At 71.2% G+C, this 21,918-nt stretch carries 17 protein-coding genes; 13 read left to right on the forward strand and 4 right to left on the reverse strand.

The window, feature by feature from the left end:
- Positions 1–9: 9 nt before the first annotated feature.
- The 4 genes from ACFPIH_RS12545 to ACFPIH_RS12560 form a co-directional block, all read right to left on the reverse strand.
- Positions 10–831, reverse strand: coding sequence for a carbohydrate ABC transporter permease (locus ACFPIH_RS12545; RefSeq protein ID WP_381170086.1), 822 nt, complete (start codon positions 829–831; stop codon positions 10–12).
- A complete protein-coding gene (locus tag ACFPIH_RS12550) occupies positions 828–1,730 on the reverse strand; it encodes a carbohydrate ABC transporter permease (protein WP_381170088.1) in 903 nt (300 codons plus the stop codon). Before ACFPIH_RS12550 ends, ACFPIH_RS12545 begins: the two co-directional genes overlap by 4 nt.
- Positions 1,727–3,025, reverse strand: a complete 1,299-nt coding sequence (locus tag ACFPIH_RS12555; protein ID WP_381170090.1) for an ABC transporter substrate-binding protein — start codon at positions 3,023–3,025, stop codon at positions 1,727–1,729. Before ACFPIH_RS12555 ends, ACFPIH_RS12550 begins: the two co-directional genes overlap by 4 nt.
- Positions 3,026–3,177: 152 nt before the next feature.
- Entirely contained in the window at positions 3,178–4,371 is a 1,194-nt protein-coding gene (locus ACFPIH_RS12560; protein ID WP_381170092.1) for an MFS transporter, read from the reverse strand.
- An 84-nt stretch (positions 4,372–4,455) separates the two neighbouring features.
- On the opposite strand from ACFPIH_RS12560, the gene ACFPIH_RS12565 reads away from it, so the two are divergent.
- The 13 genes from ACFPIH_RS12565 to ACFPIH_RS12625 all read left to right on the forward strand — a co-directional run bounded on the left by ACFPIH_RS12565 (position 4,456) and on the right by ACFPIH_RS12625 (position 21,915).
- Entirely contained in the window at positions 4,456–5,463 is a 1,008-nt protein-coding gene (locus ACFPIH_RS12565) for a LysR family transcriptional regulator (protein ID WP_381170094.1), read from the forward strand.
- 323 nt (positions 5,464–5,786) lie between these two features.
- Positions 5,787–6,515 (forward strand): hypothetical protein, encoded by a 729-nt coding sequence (locus tag ACFPIH_RS12570; RefSeq protein WP_381170096.1) that lies wholly within the window; start codon positions 5,787–5,789, stop codon positions 6,513–6,515.
- A 1,053-nt stretch (positions 6,516–7,568) separates the two neighbouring features.
- Positions 7,569–9,647 carry a bifunctional polysaccharide deacetylase/glycosyltransferase family 2 protein gene (locus ACFPIH_RS12575; RefSeq protein WP_381170701.1) on the forward strand — a complete coding sequence of 693 codons (2,079 nt, stop codon included), beginning with the start codon at positions 7,569–7,571 and terminating at the stop codon, positions 9,645–9,647.
- Positions 9,644–10,840 carry an acyltransferase family protein gene (locus tag ACFPIH_RS12580; RefSeq protein ID WP_381170098.1) on the forward strand — a complete coding sequence of 399 codons (1,197 nt, stop codon included), beginning with the start codon at positions 9,644–9,646 and terminating at the stop codon, positions 10,838–10,840. The genes ACFPIH_RS12575 and ACFPIH_RS12580 overlap by 4 nt, the downstream gene beginning before the upstream one ends.
- A gap of 100 nt (positions 10,841–10,940) precedes the next feature.
- Positions 10,941–12,299, forward strand: a complete 1,359-nt coding sequence (locus tag ACFPIH_RS12585) for a nitrate/nitrite transporter (RefSeq protein WP_381170100.1) — start codon at positions 10,941–10,943, stop codon at positions 12,297–12,299.
- An 85-nt stretch (positions 12,300–12,384) separates the two neighbouring features.
- The gene (locus ACFPIH_RS12590; protein WP_381170102.1) at positions 12,385–13,542 is read left to right on the forward strand and encodes a uroporphyrinogen-III synthase; all 1,158 of its coding nucleotides are present in this window, start codon (positions 12,385–12,387) and stop codon (positions 13,540–13,542) included.
- Positions 13,543–13,670: 128 nt separating this feature from the next.
- The gene (locus ACFPIH_RS12595) at positions 13,671–14,546 is read left to right on the forward strand and encodes a hypothetical protein (protein WP_381170104.1); all 876 of its coding nucleotides are present in this window, start codon (positions 13,671–13,673) and stop codon (positions 14,544–14,546) included.
- An 84-nt stretch (positions 14,547–14,630) separates the two neighbouring features.
- Positions 14,631–15,269: a CGNR zinc finger domain-containing protein gene (locus ACFPIH_RS12600; RefSeq protein WP_381170106.1), complete on the forward strand. Its 639-nt coding sequence runs from the start codon at positions 14,631–14,633 to the stop codon at positions 15,267–15,269.
- A 337-nt stretch (positions 15,270–15,606) separates the two neighbouring features.
- Entirely contained in the window at positions 15,607–16,128 is a 522-nt protein-coding gene (locus ACFPIH_RS12605) for a sigma-70 family RNA polymerase sigma factor (protein ID WP_010039908.1), read from the forward strand.
- A 50-nt stretch (positions 16,129–16,178) separates the two neighbouring features.
- The gene (locus tag ACFPIH_RS12610; protein ID WP_381170108.1) at positions 16,179–16,964 is read left to right on the forward strand and encodes an anti-sigma factor family protein; all 786 of its coding nucleotides are present in this window, start codon (positions 16,179–16,181) and stop codon (positions 16,962–16,964) included.
- A gap of 107 nt (positions 16,965–17,071) precedes the next feature.
- On the forward strand, positions 17,072–19,561 hold the full coding sequence (locus tag ACFPIH_RS12615; RefSeq protein WP_381170109.1) for a HelD family protein: 2,490 nt from the start codon (positions 17,072–17,074) through the stop codon (positions 19,559–19,561).
- A gap of 337 nt (positions 19,562–19,898) precedes the next feature.
- On the forward strand, positions 19,899–21,317 hold the full coding sequence (locus ACFPIH_RS12620) for an NAD-dependent malic enzyme (RefSeq protein WP_381170111.1): 1,419 nt from the start codon (positions 19,899–19,901) through the stop codon (positions 21,315–21,317).
- Between the two features lie 316 nt (positions 21,318–21,633).
- Positions 21,634–21,915, forward strand: a complete 282-nt coding sequence (locus ACFPIH_RS12625; protein WP_004000874.1) for an HU family DNA-binding protein — start codon at positions 21,634–21,636, stop codon at positions 21,913–21,915.
- The last annotated feature ends 3 nt before the right edge of the window (positions 21,916–21,918 follow it).

Consider the following 21,918-nt stretch of genomic DNA (forward strand, 5'->3'; position numbering starts at 1 on the left):
GGGGTCTCCTTACTTCACCGCGCCCACGGCGATGCCGCGGGTGAGCGTGCGCTGGAAGACGAGGAAGAAGACGAGGGCGGGGAGCACACCGAGCAGGGCCGCCGCGTTGGTCATGGTGGCGTCCATCAGCCGCTGGCCCTGGAGGACGCCGAGGGCCACCGACACCGTCTGGTTGTCGTTGGAGATCAGCATGACCAGCGGGAGCAGGAACTCGTTCCAGGTCCAGACGAAGAAGAAGACGAGGAGCACGCCGATCGTGGGGCGGCTGACCGGGACGACGATCCGCCACAGCACCTGCCACTTGTTCGCACCGTCGACGCGGGCCGCCTCGATGATCTCCCTGGGGAAGTGGCCGAGCACGGACGAGAGCAGATACGTGCCGAAGGCCGTCTGGATCACCGTGAAGACGATGATCACGCTGAGCCGGGTGTCGTAGAGGCCGGCTTCCTTGCTGAGGTAGTAGACGGGGTAGACCAGCGCCTCCTGCGGGAGCATGTTCGCGAGGACGAAGAACGCCAGGACCCAGGTGCGTCCCCTGATCCTTCCGATGCCGATCGCGTAGGCGTTCAGGACGGAGAGGACCACGGCGCCGACCGCCACCGAGCCGCTGATCAGCACCGAGTTGAGCAGCTTCTGCGTGTAGTCGACGCGTTGCCAGAAGTCCTTCAGGCCCTCCAGGTAGAGGCCGTCGGGGAGGCTGAGGGGGCCGCTGCGCGCGTACTCGGCCGGGGACTTGACCGCGTTCACCGCGACGATCAGGAACGGTACGACCATGAAGAGGGCGGCGAGACAGAGGGCGATCAGGACCGGGTAACGGCGTAGGGCGGTCATGTCCGCTCTCCGTCCTGCGCGCGGGCCTGGAGTCGCAGTCCTACGACGGACAGGGCGAGGATGAGCACGGTGAGCACCGTGGAGATCGCCGCGCCGTAGCCGACCTGGGTCTTCTCGAAGAAGGTGGTGAAGGAGAAATAGGAGGGGACGTCCGTCGCGCCGCCGGGACCGCCCTTCGTCAGGACGTACACCGCGCCGAACACCTTCAGCGCGGCGATCGTGCACCAGGTCAGGACGACCTGGATCTCCGGGCGGAGCTGCGGCAGCGTGATGTGCCGGAAGCGGCGCCACCAGCCGGCGCCGTCCAGTTCGGCCGCCTCGTGCAGCTGCGGGTCGACGCGCTGGAGCCCCGCCATGAAGACGACGAGCGGGAAGCCGAGCTGCACCCACACCATCACGCCCATCACGCTGTAGAGGGCGAAGTCGGGGTCGCCGAGCCAGTCCTGCCGCCATCCGCCGAGCCCGATCGCCTTGAGGAACGCGTTCAGGGAGCCGTTGTCGGGGGCGAGGATCCAGCTCCAGACGATGCCGGCGACCGCGATCGGCAGCACCTGGGGGAGGTAGAAGCAGGCCCGCAGCACGGCGGTGATCCGGGCGCCGAAGTGCCTGCCGACGTGGTCGAACAGGGCGGCGGCCAGGACCAGTCCGAGCGCCGTCGGGACGGCCGCCATCGCGACGACCATGAACAGGCTGTGCCGGAACGACTCCCAGAACTCCGCATCGTCCAGCAGCTCACGGTAGTTGGCGAGCCCGGACCACTCCGGGCCGCCCACCCCCTGCCAGTCGGTGAAGCTCACATACGTGTTCATCAGGAACGGGACGACGACCACGGCGAGGAAGGCCAGGGCGCCCGGGAGCAGGAACAGGGCGTACGAGTCTCGGGTGCCGCGCACCCTCATGACTTCGGTACGCCCTTGTCGTACGCCTCCTGGAGATGGTCGAGGTAGGCGTCGGTCTTCTCGCTGCCGGTGATCAGCTTCTGGGTCTCGGAGACGAGGACGTCGTAGAAGCCGGGGACAGGCCAGTCCGGGTAGAAGGCGAGACCGTCGCGGCCGGACACCGTGTTGAAGTCGGTGATCAGTTTCTTCGCCTTGGGGTCGGTGATGGCGCTCGGGTCGGCCGCGACCGGGACCCCGCCCTTGTCGCCGAGCAGGTTCTGGATCTTCTTCGACAGGGTGATGTCGATGAAGTCGTACGCGAGCTCCTTGTTGCCGGCGCTCTTGGGGACGACCCAGAGGTTGCCGCCGGAGCCGAGGGTGAGGTCGGAGCCGGGCCACAGGGTGGTGCCCCAGTCGAACGCCGCCTCGTCCTGGAAACGGCCGTACCACCAGCTGCCGGAGAACAGGATCGGCGCCTTGCCCTGGAGGAAGGAGAGACCGGCCTGCTCGGCGGTGGCGCCGCTGGTGCTCTTGGCGATGTACCCCTTCTTCACCCAGTCGGCGAAGGTGTCCGCCGCGTAGGTCCAGGCCGTGTCGTGGAAGTCGGTCTTCCCCTGGTACAGCTCGTAGGAGTCGACCCAGGCGCGGTCGGCCTTCGAGAGGGCGAGCTGGTAGAGGTACTGGTGGGCGAGGTACTCGGCGCCGGAGCTGGCCAGCGGGGTGATGTCGTTCTCGGTGAACGTGTCCATCGCGGCGACCAGGTCGTCGAACGTCTTCGGCTCGGCGATCTTGTACTTCGCGAAGAGATCCTTGTTGAAGTAGACCATCGTGTACTCGGCGTAGTCGGTCACGCCGTACCACTTGCCGGAGCCCATGACACCGTTGTCGTCGTACTGGCTCGTGGTGCGTACGCCCGCCCCGGTCAGTTTGTCCCAGCCGCGTTTCGTCGCCTCGGCGGTCAGGTCGGTCAGCAGGCCCTGCTTGGAGAGCAGTCCGGCCGTCGCGTTGCCCTTGTTGTACTCCATGAGGTCGGGGGCGTCGGAGGAGTTCAGGACCATCGGGGCGGTCTTCTGGATCTGCTCGAAGCTCTTCTCCTCGAACTTCACCTCCACACCCGGGTGCGTGGCCTCGAACTCCTTGATCGCCGCCGCCCAGGCCACGCCCATCGCGCTGTTCGGGGCCTCGTAGTGCCACAGCCGCAGGGTCTTGGCATCGGACGAGCCGCCGCCGTCCGAGCCACCGCAGGAGGCCAGTAGCAGGGCGCCCGTCAGGGCCGCCGCCGCACTCGCCACCGCGCGCTTTCTTGCCGTCAACATCCTTTGCCTCCGGGGGAGTTCGGATGGTTCTTCGGGCAGGAACGGTCGTCACGCGGGTTCGGCGACTCGGCCGGCGGGTGGCCGTCGAATCGATTCGATGCGTGACGTCGAAGCGCTTCGACGGGGGAAGGTATGTGGCTGCTGTGACCGCGTCAATGGGGCGTGCGGGAAACGGCGGCCAGGAGCAGGGCGATGGCCGAGGCCGCGAGCGGCACGGTGAATCCGGCCCCGGGGGAGAGGTGCTCCACGACCCGTCCGGCCGTCGCGCTGCCGGCCGCGATGCCGCCGAGCAGGCCCGTCACCGCCAGCGTCATGCCCTCGTTGAGGCGGCCCCCGGGGGTGCGTTCCTGGACCAGGGCCATGGTGGTGACCATGGTCGGGGCGGTCGCCGTGCCGGCCACCAGCAGCGCGCCGGCCAGGAGGGGGAGCGAGCCGAGGGCGGTCGCGGCGAGGAGGGGGAGGGTGAGCAGGGCGGTCATCGCGGCCACGCACCACGGGTGCCGGCGCGCCGCCGGGCCCGACGGCCTTCTCGCCCCGTACACCAGACCGGCCGCGCAGGAACCGGCCGCCTGGAGCGCGAGGACGACTCCGGCGGCGGTGCGGTGTCCGTGCTCGTCGGCGAAGGCGATCGTGGCGATCTCCGTCGCGCCGAACACGGCCCCCAGGGCGAGACAGCAGACGAGGAGGGGAGGGAAGCCGGGGGCGCGCAGCGGGGATCCCGTGTGGGTGCCCGGGCGCGGGGGCGGTTCGGTCGCGCGCTGGGCGGTGAACAGGAGCATGCCGGTCACCAGCAGTGTCACGCCGGCCAGGGTGCCCGCCTCCGGGAAGAACGCGCCGCACAGGAAGGCCGCGAGGGCGGGACCCACCATGAAGCACAGTTCGTCGGCGGCCTGTTCGAGGGAGTTCGCGGTGTGCAGGGCGGCCGGGGCGCCGTGCAGGAGGTGGTTCCAGCGGGCGCGCGACATCCCGCCGGTGTTGGGGGTCGTCGCGGTGGCGGCGTAGGCGGCGAACAGGGTCCAGTCCGGGGCGCCCCGGCGGACGCAGAGCACCAGGGCGAGACCGCCGAGCGCGGCGAGCAACGTCGCCGGTACGGCGACCCGGGCCTGGCCGTACCGGTCCACGAGGCGGGCCGTCCAGGGCGCGACCAGGGCGGTCGCCGCGAGTCCGGTCGCGGTGACGGCGCCGGCGAGGGCGTACGACCCCCGGGTACCGGCGATCATCATGACCGCGCTCACGCCGAACATGCCCGCGGGGAGGCGGGCCAGGAGGCTGCCGGCGGCGAAGGCGCGGGCGCCGGGGAGGGCGAGGATGCGGCGGTAGGGGCCGGGTGGGCGGCGGGACGGCATGGGGGAAACCGTCCCCCGGGGGTGATCAGGGGGTCCAACACCTGTTCGGGGCCGATTCACGCGTCCTGGTTGTAAGTTGCGGCCATGTCTGCCGACCTCGACCCCCGACTCCTGCGCGCCTTTCTCGCCGTCGCCGAGGAGTTGCACTTCACCCGGGCCGCCGCCCGGCTGTACGTCGCCCAGCAGGCGCTCAGCCGGGATGTCCGGCGGCTGGAGCGGGAGTTGGGGACCGAGCTGTTCGTACGGACCACCCGGCAGGTGACGCCGACGGCCGACGGGGAGCGGCTGGTGCCCTACGCGCGCCGGGTGCTGCGGGCGCAGGAGGAACTGCTCGCCGCGTTCGGGCCGCCCCGCCCGCTCCTTGTGGACCTCAACTCGCCGGGCCTGGCCACCGGGCGGCGCGTGCTGCACCGGGCCCGTGAACTCGCCCCCGGACTGGAGCTGATGGCCCGCTACGAGAGCGGGCTCACGGGAGCGGCGGCCGAGATCCTCGCGGGTCGGCTCGACGCGTCCTTCGGGCGGTACGCGGGGCTGGCGCCGGCGTTGCGGGGCCGGCTGGAGCAGCAGTTGGTGCGCTACGAGCCGATGACGGTCGTCCTGCCCGAGGGGCATCGGCTGGCGGCCCTGGCGGCGGTACCGCTGGGCGAACTGGCGGGGGAGAACGTGTACGCGGGTGACGGCAACCCGCGTACGCCCGAGTGGACCGACCTCGCGCGACGGCTGTTCGAGGGGCGCGGGATCGCCCTCGCGCCCCCCGCGCCGCTCGCCGTCGGGGACGAGGAGTTTCACCGCATTACCACAAAGACGGGCAACCCGGTCCTTGCGGTGGTGGGTTTTCAAGCCATGCCTGGAACGGTCTCGCGGCCCTTGATCGACCCGGTCCCTTTGTCCCCGGTGTCACTGGTGTGGCGAAAGGGGCTGGTCCATCCTGGGATCGATGCGCTTCGGCGGTCTGCTGCCGAGATCGCCGATGCGGAAGGGTGGCTTCGGCGCCCTGTCGATGGATGGATTCCAGACATAGACATGCACATGACTTCTGCACATAAAACACACATCGCAAACACGGACACCACACCTGCGCTAGATTCATAGATCCGAGCGCAGTGGGATAAAAGGGGCGCTGGAGCCGGGTGGGGGCCTGGTTCCGTCGACGTGTGCTCGGGGTCGTTGGCGCACCTGAACAGTCCGTGGGGGGAAGTGCGCACGTGGAAAAATGGCAAGAAGACGCCCAACCGGAGGGTGCGAAGTGGCCTGATGCCGCTCCTCCGACCGGGAGTGACCGATATCGGTTACTTCTGGATGTTCCGCCTGACGGCAGGCAAACTGCCGCGTCGAACAGATTTTCCGAAAACGAACGGTCGAGCGGACTCCAGGACCCCTGGACGGAACGGCCCGGCGATGCGGGACCGGCCGAGGTGACCGTCCAGCTCGACACCCCGCACGCGGGCGAAGGGGGAGGGGCCCGGGCGGCCTCCGATGTTCCCGTCTTCGTCGACGAGTCGGGCCGCCGCAGCCGTACCTTCCGCCGCCTCGGCATCCTCGTGGCGCTCGTATGCGGCGCCTACGCCGTCGTCATCGTCGCCACGCTGCTGTCCGGCAACGCCGGCGCGCCCTGGCTGCCGGTGCCCGGCCAGGACGACGACGATCCGCCCGCCGGGCGTGTCGAGGCCAGCCGCGCGCCGAGCGCCGCCGCCAGTCGTGAGGGCGCCGGCGGCACCGGGGCGCCCGGTGCCGCCGCGTCCGGCAGTCCGGGGATCTCCGCCTCGGCGGGTGCGCCGGTGGCACCGAACGCGAGCAAGAAGCCCGGCGCGTCGAAGAGCGCGGCGGCGCAGAACGGGTCGGCCTCGGCCCGCCCCTCGCCCAGCGGCTCGGCCCGCTCCGGGTCCAGCCCGGCGCCCAGTGCGTCCGCCTCGTCCTCGTCCGGGCCCGGCAACCCCGCTGTCGGCGGTCAGGCGTCCACCCCGCCACCGGCGGCGTCCTCGTCCGCCGCCACCCCGTCCACCGGGTCCTCACCGTCCCCGGCCGGCGGAGCCTCCAACACGGTGGCCGACGGCGCGCCCCAACCGGCCCCGGTGGCCTCCGGCCCGGCCACTTCGAGCCCGCCCACGGCAGACCCGATGACCACGGCGGGCCCGGCCGCGTAACGCGGGAGCGGGGGAGTTCCGGGGGCGGGGGTCCGGGAGCCGGGAAGGTTCCGGGGGTCCGGGGAGTCCGGGGTTCCTGGAGTCTGGGGCCGTGGAGCCTGGGGCGTGGAGTCCGGGGTTCCTGGAGTCCGGGGCCGTGGAGTCCGGGGGCAGGGAGGCCGGAGCCAGGGAGGCCGGGCGAGGTCCCGGGCGAGGGGTGGGCGTGGGTCGGTTCGTGGGGGTCGACCCGCGCGCTCCGTACGACGCCAACTCCAGGAGCCTGAGGCCGACTTGATCCGGCCCGGCGTCAACTCGGCCAGAACGGGCGGCGTTTGGTCCGCCCGCACTGGACCGGCCCGGACCGGGCCTACCCGGCCTGACCCGGCCGGCCGGGCCGGAACCGACCGGGCCGACCCGACCCGACCCGGCCTGGCCTGGCCTGGCCGGCCCGGCCTGACCTGACTGGTCCGACCCGGTCTGGACCGACCTGGCTGGCCTGGCCCGGCCTGACCGGGCCGGAACCGACCGGGCCGACCCGGCCTGGCCGGACCGACCCGGACCGACCCAGCCTGGCCCGACCCGGCCTGACCTGGCTGGACCGACCTGGGCTGGCCTGGCCCGGCCTGGTCCGACCCGTCCCGCTCGGGCCACGCGTCCCGGCCGCCCTGCTCCCTCCGCTCTCCCCGCCCTCTCAGCGCTTCCCGCCCGTCCCGCCCTTCGCGCTCTCTCCGTCCTCTCAGCCCTCCGGCCGCGTCGCGCGCTCCACGCGGTCCCGTTTTCTGATTCCGCTTCTCTGATCCTCGTCCCCGGAGTTCGACCCTCATGGCACCACGCACCAGCCGGCGCTCGACCCGAAGGTCCGCCGTCGGCCAGCACGCGCATTCCCCGTCCGCGTCGGAGAGTGAGGGGGCCGCCGTTCCCCCGGGGCACCGGGCCGCCCGGCGCACCGCGTCCCGCTCCTCCCGGGGGCGGATATCCGCGCCCGCCTCCGACGGCCCCGGCCCCGGCCCCGCCGGACGCCGGCTGATACCGCTCCGGCTGCGCCATCTGCTCCCGCTGCTCGTCCTCTTCGCGATGATGGCGATGCTGATGCTGCGCGGCTATGTGCACAGCGAGATCCTCGCGGACTACCGCATCCGCCCCGAGGCCGCCGCCGACAAGGTGCCGGAGAAGATCCTCGACGGCGGCCCGGTCGTCGACACCCGCAACGGGCAGGCCACCAGCCTGGACGTGCCGAAGCGGAAGATCGTGCTCACCTTCGACGACGGCCCCGACCCGAGGTGGACCCCCGAGGTCCTCGACGTCCTGAAGAAGCACCGGGCGCACGCCGTCTTCTTCATCACCGGCACCATGGCGTCCCGCTACCCGGACCTGGTCGAGCGGATGGTCAGGGAGGGCCATGAGATCGGGCTGCACACCTTCAACCATCCCGACCTCTCCTACCAGACCGACAAGCGCGTCGACTGGGAGCTGACCCAGAACCAGCTCGCCCTCGCGGGGGCGGCCGGCATCCGGACCTCCCTCTTCCGGCCGCCGTACTCCTCCTCCGCCGACGCCCTCGACAACGCGTCCTGGCCGGTCACGCGGTTCGTCGGCACGCGCGGCTATCTCACCGTGTTCACCACCGCCGACAGCGAGGACTGGCGCAGGCCGGGTGTCGAGGAGATCATCCGCAACGCCACGCCCAAGGGCGGCCAGGGCGCGATCGTCCTCATGCACGACTCCGGCGGCGACCGCCAGCAGACGGTCCAGGCCCTCGACGCCTACCTGCCGGAGCTCCAGAACAAGGGCTACTCCTTCCAGAGCCTGACCGAGGCGCTCAACGCACCCAGCGCGCACACCCCGGTCGGCGGTCTCGAGCTGTGGAAGGGCAGGGCGTGGGTGGCGCTGGTCGCCGCGTCCGACGACCTCACCTCCGTCCTCGTCGTCGGTCTCGCCGTCATCGGCTTCCTCGTCTTCGGCCGCTTCGGTCTGATGCTGCTCCTGTCCGCCCTGCACACCCGCCGTACCCGCAGGCGCGGCTTCCGCTGGGGTCCGGACGCGCCGGTCACCGAACCGGTCTCGGTGCTCGTGCCGGCGTACAACGAGGCCAAGTGCATCGAGAACACCGTGCGTTCGCTGATGAAGAGCGAGCACCCGATCGAGATCCTCGTCGTCGACGACGGCTCCAGCGACGGCACCGCCCGGATCGTCGAGAACCTCGCGCTGCCCGGCGTACGCGTCGTACGGCAGGAGAACGCGGGCAAGCCCGCCGCGCTCAACCGGGGCATCGCCAACGCCCGGCACGACCTGATCGTGATGATGGACGGCGACACCGTCTTCGAACCGGCCACCGTCCGCGAGCTCGTCCAGCCCTTCGCGGACCCGAAGGTCGGCGCCGTCGCGGGCAACGCCAAGGTCGGCAACAAGGACACCCTCATCGGCGCCTGGCAGCACATCGAGTACGTGATGGGCTTCAACCTCGACCGCCGTATGTACGACGTCCTGCGCTGCATGCCCACCATCCCCGGCGCCGTCGGCGCGTTCCGGCGCTCCGCCCTGGACCGGGTCGGCGGCATGAGCGACGACACCCTCGCCGAGGACACCGACATCACCATGGCCATCCACCGCGACGGATGGAAGGTGGTGTACGCGGAGAAGGCGCGGGCCTGGACCGAGGCGCCGGAGTCCGTCCAGCAGCTGTGGTCCCAGCGCTACCGCTGGTGCTACGGCACCATGCAGGCGATCTGGAAACACCGCCGGGCGATCGTGGAGAAGGGCCCCTCCGGGCGGTTCGGGCGGGTCGGACTGCCGCTCGTCTCCCTCTTCATGGTCGTCGCGCCGCTCCTCGCCCCGCTCATCGACCTGTTCCTCGTCTACGGGCTGGTCTTCGGGCCCACCGACAAGACGATCGCGGCCTGGTTCGGGGTCCTCGCGGTACAGGCGGGCTGTGCGGCGTACGCCTTCGTCCTCGACCGTGAACGCCTCACCCCGCTCATCTCCCTCCCGCTCCAGCAGCTCCTCTACCGCCAGCTGATGTACATCGTGCTGCTCCAGTCCTGGATCACCGCCCTCACCGGCGGCCGGCTGCGCTGGCAGAAACTGCGCAGGAAGGGCCAGGTCGCGGCGCCTCCGGGCGAGGCACCCGCGGCGGTCGGCGGGGGTGCGGCATGACCGCCACCACCCAGCCGATGGAGGCCGCGGTCCCCACGCCCGCGCCGGGGGGCCGCGACCGCTACTTCGACCTCCTGCGGGCCGTCGCCCTCTTCCGCGTCGTCCTCTACCACCTCATGGGCTGGGCCTGGCTGCCCGTCGTCTTCCCCTCCATGGGCGTGATGTTCGCCCTCGCCGGCAACCTCATGGCCCGCTCCCTCGACCGGCGCCCCGCCCTGGAGGTCGTACGCGGACGACTGCGCAGGCTGCTGCCCCCGCTGTGGCTGCTGGGCGCGGTCGGCGTGTCCGGCATGCTCCTTGCCGGGTGGAGTCCGGACGACGAGGGGCACCCCGGCTGGTGGTGGCTCCACCTCACCTACTGGATCCTCCCGCTGAGCGATCCGCCGTACGGCGATCCGCTGCCCGGGATCCACGGGCTGATCGCGGACGGCTGGGCGGTCGACCTGGGCGTCCCCCTCTGGTACCTCCGCGCCTACCTCTGGTTCGTCCTCCTCTCGCCGCTCCTCCTGCGCGCGCTGCGGGCCGCGCCCTGGCCGACGATCCTCTCGCCGCTCGCGCTCGCCGCCGCCCTGGAGTTCGGCGCGGTGTCCGTGCCCTTCTGGCGGCTGGAGGCGGGGATCGCCGACTTCGCCACGTTCGGCGCGTGCTGGCTGCTGGGCATGGCGCACCAGGAGGGCGTCCTGAGCCGGCTGCCCCGCTACGTGGTGCCGTCGCTCGCCCCGGCGGTGGCCGGATTCGCCCTCTGGTACGCGCTCGGCGACGGCTTCCGGGAGGGGCACGACCTGGACGACATGCCGTTCGCGCAGTCCCTGTGGTCCTTCGCGGCGGTCCTGCTGCTCCTGCACCTCAGCCCGTCCTGGTCGGAGTGGCCGCGCCCGCTGCGCCGCTTCGACCGGCTGGTCACCCTGCTCAACGCGCGGGCCGTGACGATCTACCTCTGGCACAACGTCTGCATCGACGTGGTGGAGGCGCTGTGGGACCGGCTGTGGGGAGTCGGCTGGCTGGAAGAGCACGCTCCCGGGCTGCTGAACAGCCCCTGGCCGCAGCTCCCGGCGGTCTGGCTGCTCACCGCGCTCTGCGTGGTCTGCTTCGGCTGGGTGGAGGACCTCGCGGCCAAGCGCAGGCCAAGGCTGTGGCCGGACGGGTCACGTACCCTTGCCCAAAACCTCTCACCCGGCTCCCGCCGGAGGTGAGAGCAACGTTCCCTTCCGGTCACTCATAGCCACAGCCCGGAAATGCGCCCTCCCTACCTTCGGGACATACCCGAGCCCCGGAATGCCCCGTGGAGGCGTCATGACAGCCCCGAGTAAGTGGATCGAGCACTGGGATCCGGAGGACGAGACCTTCTGGGCGGAGAAGGGCGAGAAGATCGCCCGGCGCAACCTCGTCTTCTCCGTCCTGTCCGAGCACATCGGCTTCTCGATCTGGACGATGTGGTCGGTACTGGTGCTCTTCATGGGCCCCGAGTACGGCCTCACCCCGGCCGACAAGTTCCTGCTGACGTCGATGGTGACGCTGGTCGGAGCGGTCGTCCGGGTGCCCTACACCTTCGCTGTCGCGATCTTCGGCGGCCGGAACTGGACGATCGTCTCCGCCGGCCTGCTGCTGATCCCCACCATCGCCGCGTTCACGGTGATGAAGCCCGGCACCTCCTTCTCCACCTTCCTCCTGGTCGGCCTGATCGCCGGCATCGGCGGCGGCAACTTCGCCTCCTCGATGACCAACATCAACGCCTTCTTCCCGCTCAGGAAGAAGGGGTGGGCGCTCGGGCTCAACGCGGGCGGCGGCAACATCGGCGTACCGGTCATCCAGCTGATCGCCCTCGCCGTCATCGGCGCGAGCGGCGGACCGCGTGTGCTGCTCGGGATCTACATCCCGCTCATCGTGATCGCCGCGACCCTCGCCGCGCTCTACATGGACAACCTCTCGTCCGTGAAGAACGACACCGGCGCGGCGAAGGACGCCGCCAGGGACGCGCACACCTGGATCATGTCCTTCCTCTACGTCGGCACCTTCGGGTCGTTCATCGGCTACGCCTTCGCCTTCGGCCAGGTGCTCCAGGTCCAGTTCGGCCGTACGCCGCTCCAGGCGGCCTACCTCACCTTCATCGGCCCGCTGCTCGGCTCGCTGATCCGGCCGGTGGGCGGCTGGCTCGCCGACAAGTACGGCGGCGCCCGCATCACCCTCTACAACTACATCGGCATGGGCGCCGCCACCGCCGTACTGATCTTCGCGAGCATGGCGAAGTCGCTGCCCCTGTTCGTCAGCGTCTTCGTGGTGCTGTTCGTGCTCAGCGGCCTCGGCAACGGGTCGACGTACAAGATGATCCCCGGCATCTTCCAGGCGAAGGCCGTGGCCAAGGGGCTGGCGGGCGAAGAGGCCGCCGCCTACGGGCGACGGCTCTCCGGGGCCTCCATGGGGCTGATCGGCGCGGTCGGCGCGCTCGGCGGTGTCGGTATCAACCTCGCCTTCCGGCAGTCCTTCCTGTCCTACGGCTCCGGGACCGGCGCTTTCGTCGCCTTCCTCGCCTTCTACGGCCTGTGCTTCGTGGTCACCTGGGCCGTATACCTTCGACGCCCGGCCGCCGGCCGGGTGACCGCCGCCGGCACCGCCCCGGAAGCTGAGCCGCAGCTCAGCTACGCCGAGGTGTGACGTAACACCGGCGACATGAAGCCGAACCGAGCCTGTCACGAGCCGTTGACAGGCTCGGTCGGCATGCGCGCCAGCTAGGAGAGTCATGTCCATCTACGAAGCACAGCAGCGACCGGACCACGGGCCCCTCGCGGGCTTCACCGTGGGTGTGACGGCCGCGCGTCGGGCCGAGGAGCTCGGCGCGCTGCTCCAGCGGCGCGGGGCGGCGGTACTGCACGCCCCCGCGCTGCGGATCGTGCCGCTCTCCGACGACGGCGAACTGCTCGCCGCGACCAAGGACCTCATCGACCAGGCGCCGGACGTCGTGGTCGCCACCACGGCGATCGGCTTCCGCGGCTGGATCGAGGCCGCGGAGGGGTGGGGGCTCGGCGAGCCGCTGCTCGCCCGGCTGGGCGAGTCCGAGCTGCTGGCCCGCGGGCCCAAGGTCAAGGGCTCCATCCGGGCGGCCGGGCTGACCGAGGACTGGTCGCCGTCGTCCGAGTCCATGGCCGAGGTCCTCGACCGGCTCCTGGAGGAGGGCGTCGAAGGGCGCCGGCTCGCCGTACAGCTGCACGGCGAGCCGCTGCCGGGGTTCGTGGAGGCGCTGCGGGCCGCGGGCGCGGAGGTCGTCGGCGTACCGGTGTACCGGTGGATGCCCCCGGAGGACATCGCGCCCCTCGACCGGCTGATCGACGCGGCCGTCTCGCGCGGCCTGGACGCGATCACCTTCACCAGCGCGCCGGCCGCGGCCTCCCTCCTCTCCAGGGCGGAGGCGCGCGGTCTGCTGCCCGAGCTGCTCACCGCCCTCCACCACGACGTCCTGCCGACCTGCGTCGGCCCGGTCACCGCCCTGCCGCTCCAGGCGCGGGGCGTGGACACCGTGCAGCCGGAGCGGTTCCGGCTCGGGCCGCTGGTGCAGCTGCTCTGCAAGGAGCTGCCGTCCCGGGCGCGGTCGTTGCCGGTCGCCGGGCACCGGGTGGAGATCCGCGGTCACGCCGTCCTGGTGGACGGCACCCTCAGGCCGGTGCCGCCGGCCGGGATGTCCCTGCTGCGGGCGCTGTCCCGGCGGCCGGGCTGGGTGGTGCCCCGCTCCGACCTCCTGCGGGCCCTGCCGGGCGCGGGCCGTGACGAGCACGCCGTCGAGACCGCCATGGCCCGCCTCCGCACGGCCCTCGGCGCGCCGAAGCTGATCCAGACGGTGGTGAAACGCGGCTACCGCCTGGCACTGGACCCGGCGGCGGACACCAAGTACGCGGACGTGTGAGGCCCTGTCCGGCGGCGTGAGTCTCTGCTTCGGCTCGGTACGAACGTCTTCGGCCCGGTGCGAACGTCGGACGGGGTCCGGGCGTCACAGGACGGACGATCCTTCCCGACGCCCGTCCTGGAGACCCCATGCGTGCCGTCCGTGTTCACCGTGTTCACCGTGCCTGTCTGATCGCCGCCCTCGCCGCCCTGCTGGCCGCCTGCGGCAGCGACTCGCACTCCATCGTCGACTACGGCCCCGCCACCCCCGACCCTGAAGTCCGCGCCCGCCAGGTCGCCGCCGCCTGGGACGGCTCGCCGGCCGCCGAGGCCTGGCGCGAGGGCTACCACCCGATGGCGGACTCCTCCCAGTGGCCCGACGGGACACCGCAGAAGCTCACCCTGCGCGGCGAACTCCCCGCCCTGCCGCGCGAGTCCGGACGGGTCGCCTGGTCCGGCGGCGGCTCCCTCCCCCTCCCCCTGCTGCCGGCCCGTACGGCGTACGACGCGCTCGACCTGGGCGACCCGGGCGCCGCCCGCACCGTGACGGGCGCCCGGCTCGGCACGATGACCCAGCTCACCAGCCGCGGCCCCGCCACCGTCCCGGCCTGGCTGTTCACCGTGGAGGGGTACGACACACCGCTGAAGCGGGCCGCGGTGGCCCCCTCGGCCCCGCCCGAGCGGCCGATCGGACCGGCCGCCGAGGAGTTCCAGGCGAACGGTGTGCTGTCGCAGGTCGACCGGCTGGTCGAGGTGTCCGACGAAGGGCGGTCCGTCACCGTGATCGTCATGCACGGGTCCTGCGACGACGGGGCCAGGGTGGACGTCCTGGAGACCGACGGCAGCGTGGTGCTGTCGGCGTCGGTCACGGGTGTCGACGACGGTCCGTGCGACGCCTCGTTGCACGCGGAGAAGGTGACGGTGCGGCCGGCGGCGCCGCTCGGGGACCGGATGCTGCTGGACGCGTTCACCGGACTGCCCGTCCCCTACGGGTCGGCGGAAGGCCCTTCGCTGTCCTGGAGTTGACGAGGAGGGGGTTCCAGCGACGGACCCGGCAGGGCACTGTGTGGGGAACGGTTTTCTCCGGCGGGACGCCCTGGGCGGTGGCGCATGGGACTGGATCTGGACACGGCCATGAACCCCTACAAGTACGCGTACGAGCTGCGCTTCGACTCCGGACGCAGCTCGCTCGACCTCCTCGCGACCAGCCATCCCCATGAACACCTCGACGCCGTCGGCCCGTTGTGCGCCTGGATCCGGGGCGCCGGACTCGTGCCGCCGGACACCCCGCTGCCGCACGCCGACGACTCCTGGCCGGCCGCCTTCCGCGAACTGCGCACCAGCGTCGGCCGGTTGGTGAGCGACTGGCTCACCCGCACCCACCCCGGCGCCTACGACGTCGCGCTCGCCCGCGTGAACGAGGCCGCCTGCGCCGCGCCGCCCGTCCCGCGCGCCGTACACGCCGACGACGGCAGCCTCGTACAGGAGTTGGCCGGGCCGCCGGAGTGCGCCGCGCTGCTCGCCGCGGTCGCGCGGGACGCCGTGGAACTGCTCACGGATCCCGTCGCGCGGGCGGGGCTGCGGCAGTGCGAGGGGGACAACTGCCCGATCGTGTATGTCGACACGTCCCGGGGGCGGCGCAGGCGGTGGTGTTCGAGCGAGGTCTGCGGCAACCGGGAACGGGTCGCGCGGCATCGGAAGCGGGCCGCGCTGGCCCGCGGCCAACTGCCCGGTATGCGCGTTCTTTGATGAACAGACAGGAATTGCGAAGGGTGTTGACAGGGTTCTGGTGCAGAATTGTTGAAGTGATTTCGACAACAGCATGTTTGCCCATCGCTGAGCAGGGGCAGTCCGCGTGATCTTGTAGATGTGGCGAAATTGTGAAGAAGAAGCGGTGGGAATGTGCCGCCATGTCCCCCTCGTCATGACACCCCGAAGAAAAGTGTCCGCTCGGTTTGAACACCTCCCGAGTCGCTTGCGTACCTGTCTGCGAGCGACCGACTGGGGGAACCCCCGGACACCGGAGGTGGGCGTGCGCAAGGATGCGGCCGTGGCCAATGAACGTGGATCGAGGGCCCGACATCGCATGTCCCAGCCCTCGGAACCTGACGAGGAGCTGATGCGTGCTCTGTATCGGGAGCATGCCGGACCCCTGCTTGCGTATGTCCTGCGCCTGGTTGCCGGAGACCGGCAGCGTGCCGAGGACGTAGTGCAGGAGACACTCATCCGTGCCTGGAAGAACGCCGGTCAGCTCAATCGAGCGACCGGATCGGTACGCCCCTGGCTGGTGACGGTCGCTCGCCGCATCGTCATCGACGGCCACCGCAGCCGGCAGGCCCGGCCGCAGGAGGTCGACCCGTCGCCGCTGGAGGTCATTCCTGCGGAGGACGAGATCGACAAGGCGCTGTGGCTGATGACGCTGTCCGATGCGCTCGACGACCTGACCCCGGCCCACCGGGAGGTGCTCGTCGAGACGTATTTCAAGGGGCGTACCGTCAACGAGGCGGCCGAGACCCTGGGCATTCCCAGTGGCACCGTCCGTTCTCGGGTGTTCTATGCCCTGCGGTCGATGAAGCTGGCTCTTGAGGAGCGGGGGGTGACGGCGTGATGAGCATTTACGGGGGATTCGGAGCAGGTGGTGCGGGTATGTCTGGCCCCATGCAGGGATCTATGCAGGGATCTCCGAGTCCGAGCGAACACGAGACCGTGGGCGCGTACGCCCTGGGCATCCTCGACGACGCCGAGGCGACCGCCTTCGAAGCGCATCTCGCCGGGTGCGAGTGGTGCGCCCAGCAGCTCGACGAGCTCGCCGGGATGGAGCCGATGCTGGCCGCGCTCGCGGACCTGCCCGGCACCGGCACACCGGCGATCGGCGACTCCCTGTCCGCCCGGCCCAGCCCGCGGCTCGTGGAGAAGCTGGTCGACGAGGTGTCCGAGCGCCGCGCCAACAAGCGCCGCCGCTCCTTCTACCTGGTGGCGGCCGCGGCCGCGCTGATCGTCGGCGGCCCGGTGGGCGTCATGGCGGTCACCGGCGGCGACTCGGGCACCAAGGCGCCCGTGGCGAGCGCCACCAGCAACGCGGCCAAGAACACCTTCGACACCCTCTCGGCCTCCAACAAGGTCACGGCGACCGACTCCTCCTCCAAGGTCACGGCGACCGTCGCCATGAACGAGAAGGCCTGGGGCACCGAGACCATCGTCGAACTGAAGAACGTCGCCGGGCCGGAGAAGTGCTCGCTGATCGCCGTCGGCAAGAACGGCGAGCGCGAGACCGTGTCCTCCTGGTCGGTCCCGGAGTGGGGCTACGGCCTCCCGAACGCCAAGACCGAACAGGCCAAGAACCCGCTCTACGTCGAAGGCGGCGCGGCCTTCAAGCCGAACGAGATCGACCACTTCGAGGTCATGACCTTCGACGGCAAGAAGCTCGTCCAGGTCGACGCGTAGTCGTCGCAGAGTCGACGCGTAGTCGACGTGTAGCGCTCAGCCTCTCGCTTCCACCGGCCCCCTTCGCGTACGGTTGACGGCTGCCCAGCACGTCAGAAGGGGGCCCGGTGGCCGCACAGGCTCAGCAGGAAACCGCGGTCGACGCCGCAGCGGACTCGGTCCGCGAGCGCGAGATCAGCGTCGAACAGGAACATCTCGACCGGGTGTACCGGCGACTCGAGGAAAAGATCCACGAGGCGGAGTTCCTGATGAACGACGCGGCCAAGCGCGGACAGGTCGGGACGCCCGGCGCACTCGCCGAGCGGGACGCGCAGGTCTTCCGGGCCGGCGTCCATCTCAACCGGCTCAACAACGAGTTCGAGGACTTCCTGTTCGGCCGGATCGACCTGCTCCTCGGCAAGGACGGCAAGAAGGGCCCCGACGGCGCGTACACCGCCGTGGAGCCCGCCGACGGCGCGGTCCGCGAGGACGACACCGCCGACATCGCGGAGACCCTCCACATCGGCCGCATCGGAGTCCTGGACTCCGAGTACGCCCCGCTGGTCATCGACTGGCGGGCGCCCGCCGCGGCCCCGTTCTACCGCTCGACCCCGGTCGACCCCGGCCGGGTCGTCCGGCGCCGGGTCATCCGCTCCAAGGGCCGCCGCGTCCTCGGCGTCGAGGACGACCTGATGCGCCCCGAGCTGACGGCGTTCCTCGACGGCGACTCGCTGCCCGTGATCGGCGACGGCGCCCTCATGGCCGCCCTCGGCCAGGCCCGCGGCCACACCATGCGCGACATCGTCGCCTCCATCCAGGCCGAGCAGGACCTGGTCATCCGCGCCCCGGCCGCCTCCGTGACGTACGTCGAGGGCGGCCCCGGCACCGGCAAGACGGCCGTCGCCCTGCACCGCGCCGCCTACCTCCTCTACCAGGACCGCCGCCGTTACGCCGGCGGCATCCTCATCGTCTCCCCGACCCCTCTCCTCGTCTCCTACACGGAGGGTGTCCTCCCCTCCCTGGGCGAGGAGGGCCAGGTCGCCATCCGCGCCATCGGCTCCCTCGTCGACGGCGCGGAAGCGACCCTGTACGACTCCCCGTCGGTGGCCCGCTCCAAGGGCTCCCACCGCATGCTGGGTGTCCTGCGGAAGGCGGCCCGGGGCGCACTGGAGAGCGGTCGTGGGGGCGGTCCGGGAGGTCTGGAGAACGGAGGCCGTGGGGGCTCTAGGAGCGGCAGGCGGAGCGCTTCCGGGCGTCGCGGCGAGGGCGCGGGGCAGCTTGCCTTCGTCGATCCCGACGAGCACGGCGATCCCGGCGAGCACGGTGAAAGGAACGGCGTGTCCGGGTGGGGCTCCGGGGCCTCGTCCGGTGGCACGCCCCAGCGGCTGCGGGTCGTCGCCTTCGGGCGGCGGCTGGAGCTGGAGGGACCCGAGCTGGAGCGGGTTCGGCAGGTCGCGCTCGGGGGGACCGCGCCGGTGAACCTGTTGCGGCCCCGGGCCCGGAAGCTGCTGCTCGACGCGTTGTGGGAGCGCTCCGGGGCCGCCGGGCGGCACACCGACCCCGAGCTCGCCGCCGAGCTGCGGTCGTCCTTCGACGAGGACGTGACCAGCGAGGACAGCTTCATCGAGTTCCTCGACGTGTGGTGGCCCGAGCTGACCCCGGGAGACGTCCTGAGCGCGATGGCCGACGAGCGCCGGCTCGGGCGCTGGGCGCGCCGGATCCTCAACCCAGGCGAGATCCGCAAGGTCGCCCGCTCCCTCAGACGGGACGGCCACTCCGTGCACGACATCGCGATGCTCGACGAACTCCAGTCGATCCTCGGCACCCCGGCCCGCCCCCGGAAGAGGCGCGACCTCGACCCGCTGGACCAGCTCACAGGGCTGGAGGAGCTGATGCCGGTGCGCGAGGAGTCGCAGCGCGAGCGCGCCGAGCGGCTGGCCGCCGAGCGCGTCGAGTACGCGCACGTCATCGTCGACGAGGCCCAGGACCTCACCCCGATGCAGTGGCGCATGGTCGGCCGCCGAGGCCGGCACGCCACCTGGACGGTCGTCGGCGACCCCGCCCAGTCCTCCTGGTCCGACCCCGACGAGGCCGCCGAGGCCCGCGACGAGGCGCTCGGCACCCGCCCCCGCCGCCGCTTCGAGCTGACGGTGAACTACCGCAACCCGGCCGAGATCGCCGACCTCGCGGCCAAGGTGCTGGCCCTGGCCATGCCCGGCGCCGAGTCCCCGAGGGCGGTCCGCTCGACCGGCGTCGTACCCCGCTTCCGGGCGGTCGGGGACAGCCTCGCCGCCACCGTCCGCGCCGAGTCCGAACGCCTCCTCGCCCAGGTCGACGGCACCGTCGGCGTCGTCGTCGCCATGCAGCGCCGTGAGGAGGCGCGCCGCTGGCTCACCGGGCTCGGTGACCGGGTGGTGGCCCTCGGCAGCCTGGAGGCCAAGGGCCTGGAGTACGACGCGACGATCGTCGTCTCGCCCGCGGAGATCGCCGACGAGTCCCCGGCCGGCCTGCGCGTGCTGTACGTCGCCCTGACCCGCGCCACGCAGCAGCTCACGGTCGTGTCGGGCGAGCGCGACGAACCGGACGCGCACGGCGTGCCCGACCTGCTCAGGGACTGACGCGGAGCGGCCCCGGAGAACCGTTTCCTGTGAACTGGCCCGGACGGGAATGGTCTTCGGGGATCCGTTTGTTAGCCTGGGTGTGACACCGGCTCGATCCAAGCCCCCGGGCCCAACCTTCGTCGCTACGAGCGACCACTTGCCGCGAGGCGAGCATGGCGGGTCGGTGTCATGAACGTACGGAGAGGCCCACGTCGAATGTGACGTGGGCCTCTCCTGCGTTCGTGGGCGAGAACAAAACGACCGCAATCGAGGGCGGCTTTCTCGTACTCATCAGTAGGTGCGACGATCGGACGGCAATCCCGCGACCCACCCAGCAGTGCAGAGGAAGTCGGCCATGGCAACGGCGCCCAGCGTCTCCTACTCGATCACGGTCCGCCTGGAGGTGCCCGCGAGCGGAACGGCGGTCTCCCAGATCACCACGGCCGTGGAGTCCCACGGAGGCTCGGTGACCGGCCTCGACGTCACCGCGTCCGGGCACGAGAAGCTCCGCATCGACGTCACCATCGCCGCCACCTCGACCTCGCACGCCGACGAGATCGTCGCGCAGCTGCGCGGCATCGAGGGCGTCACCCTCGGCAAGGTCTCCGACCGTACGTTCCTGATGCACCTCGGCGGCAAGATCGAGATGCAGTCCAAGCACCCCATCCGCAACCGTGACGACCTCTCGATGATCTACACGCCGGGTGTGGCCCGCGTGTGCATGGCGATCGCCGAGAACCCCGAGGACGCCCGCCGCCTCACCATCAAGCGCAACTCCGTTGCGGTCGTGACGGACGGCTCGGCGGTGCTGGGCCTCGGGAACATCGGCCCCAAGGCCGCCCTCCCGGTCATGGAGGGCAAGGCGGCCCTCTTCAAGCGCTTCGCCGGCATCGACGCCTGGCCGCTCTGCCTCGACACCCAGGACACCGACGCGATCGTCGAGATCGTCAAGGCCATCGCCCCCGGCTTCGCGGGCATCAACCTCGAGGACATCTCCGCGCCGCGCTGCTTCGAGATCGAGGCCCGGCTGCGTGAGGCCCTCGACATCCCCGTCTTCCACGACGACCAGCACGGCACCGCGATCGTCGTGCTGGCCGCCCTGACGAACGCCCTGCGTGTCGCGGGCAAGTCCATCGAGAACATCCGCGTCGTGATGTCCGGCGCCGGCGCGGCCGGTACGGCCATCCTCAAGCTGCTGATCGCGGCGGGCGTCAAGACCGCGGTCGTCGCCGACATCCACGGCGTGGTGCACGCCGGCCGCGAGGACCTGGTGGCCGCCTCCGCCGACTCGCCGCTGCGCTGGATCGCCGACAACACCAACGTCGAGGGCCTCACCGGCACCCTCAAGGAGGCCGTGCGCGGGGCCGACGTCTTCATCGGTGTCTCGGCGCCCAACGTCCTCGACGGCACCGACGTGGCCGCCATGGCCGACAGTGCGATCGTGTTCGCGCTCGCGAACCCGGACCCCGAGGTGGACCCGGCGGTCGCCCGCCAGACGGCCGCCGTGGTGGCCACCGGCCGCTCCGACTTCCCGAACCAGATCAACAACGTGCTGGTCTTCCCGGGTGTCTTCCGCGGCCTGCTGGACGCGCAGTCCCGGACGGTCAACACCGAGATGATGCTCGCAGCCGCGAAGGCCCTGGCGGACGTCGTGAGCGAGGACGAGCTGAACGCGAACTACATCATCCCGAGCGTCTTCAACGACAAGGTCGCGGGCGCGGTGGCGGGTGCGGTGCGGGACGCGGCGAAGGCGGCGGGCGCGACGGCGTCGTAAGCTCGGCGGGAACGGACGTGCCGGACCGGGATCGTGCGGACCACACGGACTGTGAGGATTGCCACGGTCCCGGCCCCGGCGCGTCGCCGGACCCACTGTCAGTGGCTGCGTTTATCGTGACGGCCAGCCTCACCGCTCTTCGTGTGACACCCAAGGGTGTTCTCACGGTTCCTGCGGGTGCCGGATTGGCTTTCCCGCCGCAGGTAGGGGCAGGATGCGTCCCTGGGCGCGAGCACATCGACTTGCGCTGTGCCCACTATGCGGCTCCCGCCGCGTGGCACGCCGCAAACGGCAAGAAGAACACGGGAGTAACAACATGAACCGCAGTGAGCTGGTGGCCGCGCTGGCCGATCGCGCCGAGGTGACCCGCAAGGACGCCGACGCCGTACTGGCCGCGTTCGCCGAGGTCGTCGGCGACATCGTCTCCAAGGGCGACGAGAAGGTCACCATCCCCGGCTTCCTGACCTTCGAGCGCACCCACCGTGCCGCTCGCACCGCGCGCAACCCGCAGACCGGCGACCCGATCCAGATCCCGGCCGGCTACAGCGTCAAGGTCTCCGCGGGCTCGAAGCTCAAGGAAGCGGCCAAGGGCAAGTAAGCG

The sequence above is a fragment of the Streptomyces vulcanius genome (assembly GCF_042653945.1).
Lineage (GTDB): Bacteria > Actinomycetota > Actinomycetes > Streptomycetales > Streptomycetaceae > Streptomyces > Streptomyces mangrovi.

What these genes read in the sequence shown, in the direction of transcription:
- ACFPIH_RS12545 (WP_381170086.1), bottom strand. Translation starts at nt 831, where the DNA reads ATGACCGCCCTACGCCGTTACCCGGTCCTGATCGCCCTCTGTCTCGCC.
- ACFPIH_RS12550 (WP_381170088.1), bottom strand. Translation starts at nt 1,730, where the DNA reads ATGAGGGTGCGCGGCACCCGAGACTCGTACGCCCTGTTCCTGCTCCCG.
- ACFPIH_RS12555 (WP_381170090.1), bottom strand. Translation starts at nt 3,025, where the DNA reads ATGTTGACGGCAAGAAAGCGCGCGGTGGCGAGTGCGGCGGCGGCCCTG.
- ACFPIH_RS12560 (WP_381170092.1), bottom strand. Translation starts at nt 4,371, where the DNA reads ATGCCGTCCCGCCGCCCACCCGGCCCCTACCGCCGCATCCTCGCCCTC.
- ACFPIH_RS12565 (WP_381170094.1), top strand. Translation starts at nt 4,456, where the DNA reads ATGTCTGCCGACCTCGACCCCCGACTCCTGCGCGCCTTTCTCGCCGTC.
- ACFPIH_RS12575 (WP_381170701.1), top strand. Translation starts at nt 7,569, where the DNA reads ATGATGGCGATGCTGATGCTGCGCGGCTATGTGCACAGCGAGATCCTC.
- ACFPIH_RS12580 (WP_381170098.1), top strand. Translation starts at nt 9,644, where the DNA reads ATGACCGCCACCACCCAGCCGATGGAGGCCGCGGTCCCCACGCCCGCG.
- ACFPIH_RS12585 (WP_381170100.1), top strand. Translation starts at nt 10,941, where the DNA reads ATGACAGCCCCGAGTAAGTGGATCGAGCACTGGGATCCGGAGGACGAG.
- ACFPIH_RS12590 (WP_381170102.1), top strand. Translation starts at nt 12,385, where the DNA reads ATGTCCATCTACGAAGCACAGCAGCGACCGGACCACGGGCCCCTCGCG.
- ACFPIH_RS12595 (WP_381170104.1), top strand. Translation starts at nt 13,671, where the DNA reads ATGCGTGCCGTCCGTGTTCACCGTGTTCACCGTGCCTGTCTGATCGCC.
- ACFPIH_RS12600 (WP_381170106.1), top strand. Translation starts at nt 14,631, where the DNA reads ATGGGACTGGATCTGGACACGGCCATGAACCCCTACAAGTACGCGTAC.
- ACFPIH_RS12605 (WP_010039908.1), top strand. Translation starts at nt 15,607, where the DNA reads ATGTCCCAGCCCTCGGAACCTGACGAGGAGCTGATGCGTGCTCTGTAT.
- ACFPIH_RS12610 (WP_381170108.1), top strand. Translation starts at nt 16,179, where the DNA reads ATGCAGGGATCTATGCAGGGATCTCCGAGTCCGAGCGAACACGAGACC.
- ACFPIH_RS12620 (WP_381170111.1), top strand. Translation starts at nt 19,899, where the DNA reads ATGGCAACGGCGCCCAGCGTCTCCTACTCGATCACGGTCCGCCTGGAG.
- ACFPIH_RS12625 (WP_004000874.1), top strand. Translation starts at nt 21,634, where the DNA reads ATGAACCGCAGTGAGCTGGTGGCCGCGCTGGCCGATCGCGCCGAGGTG.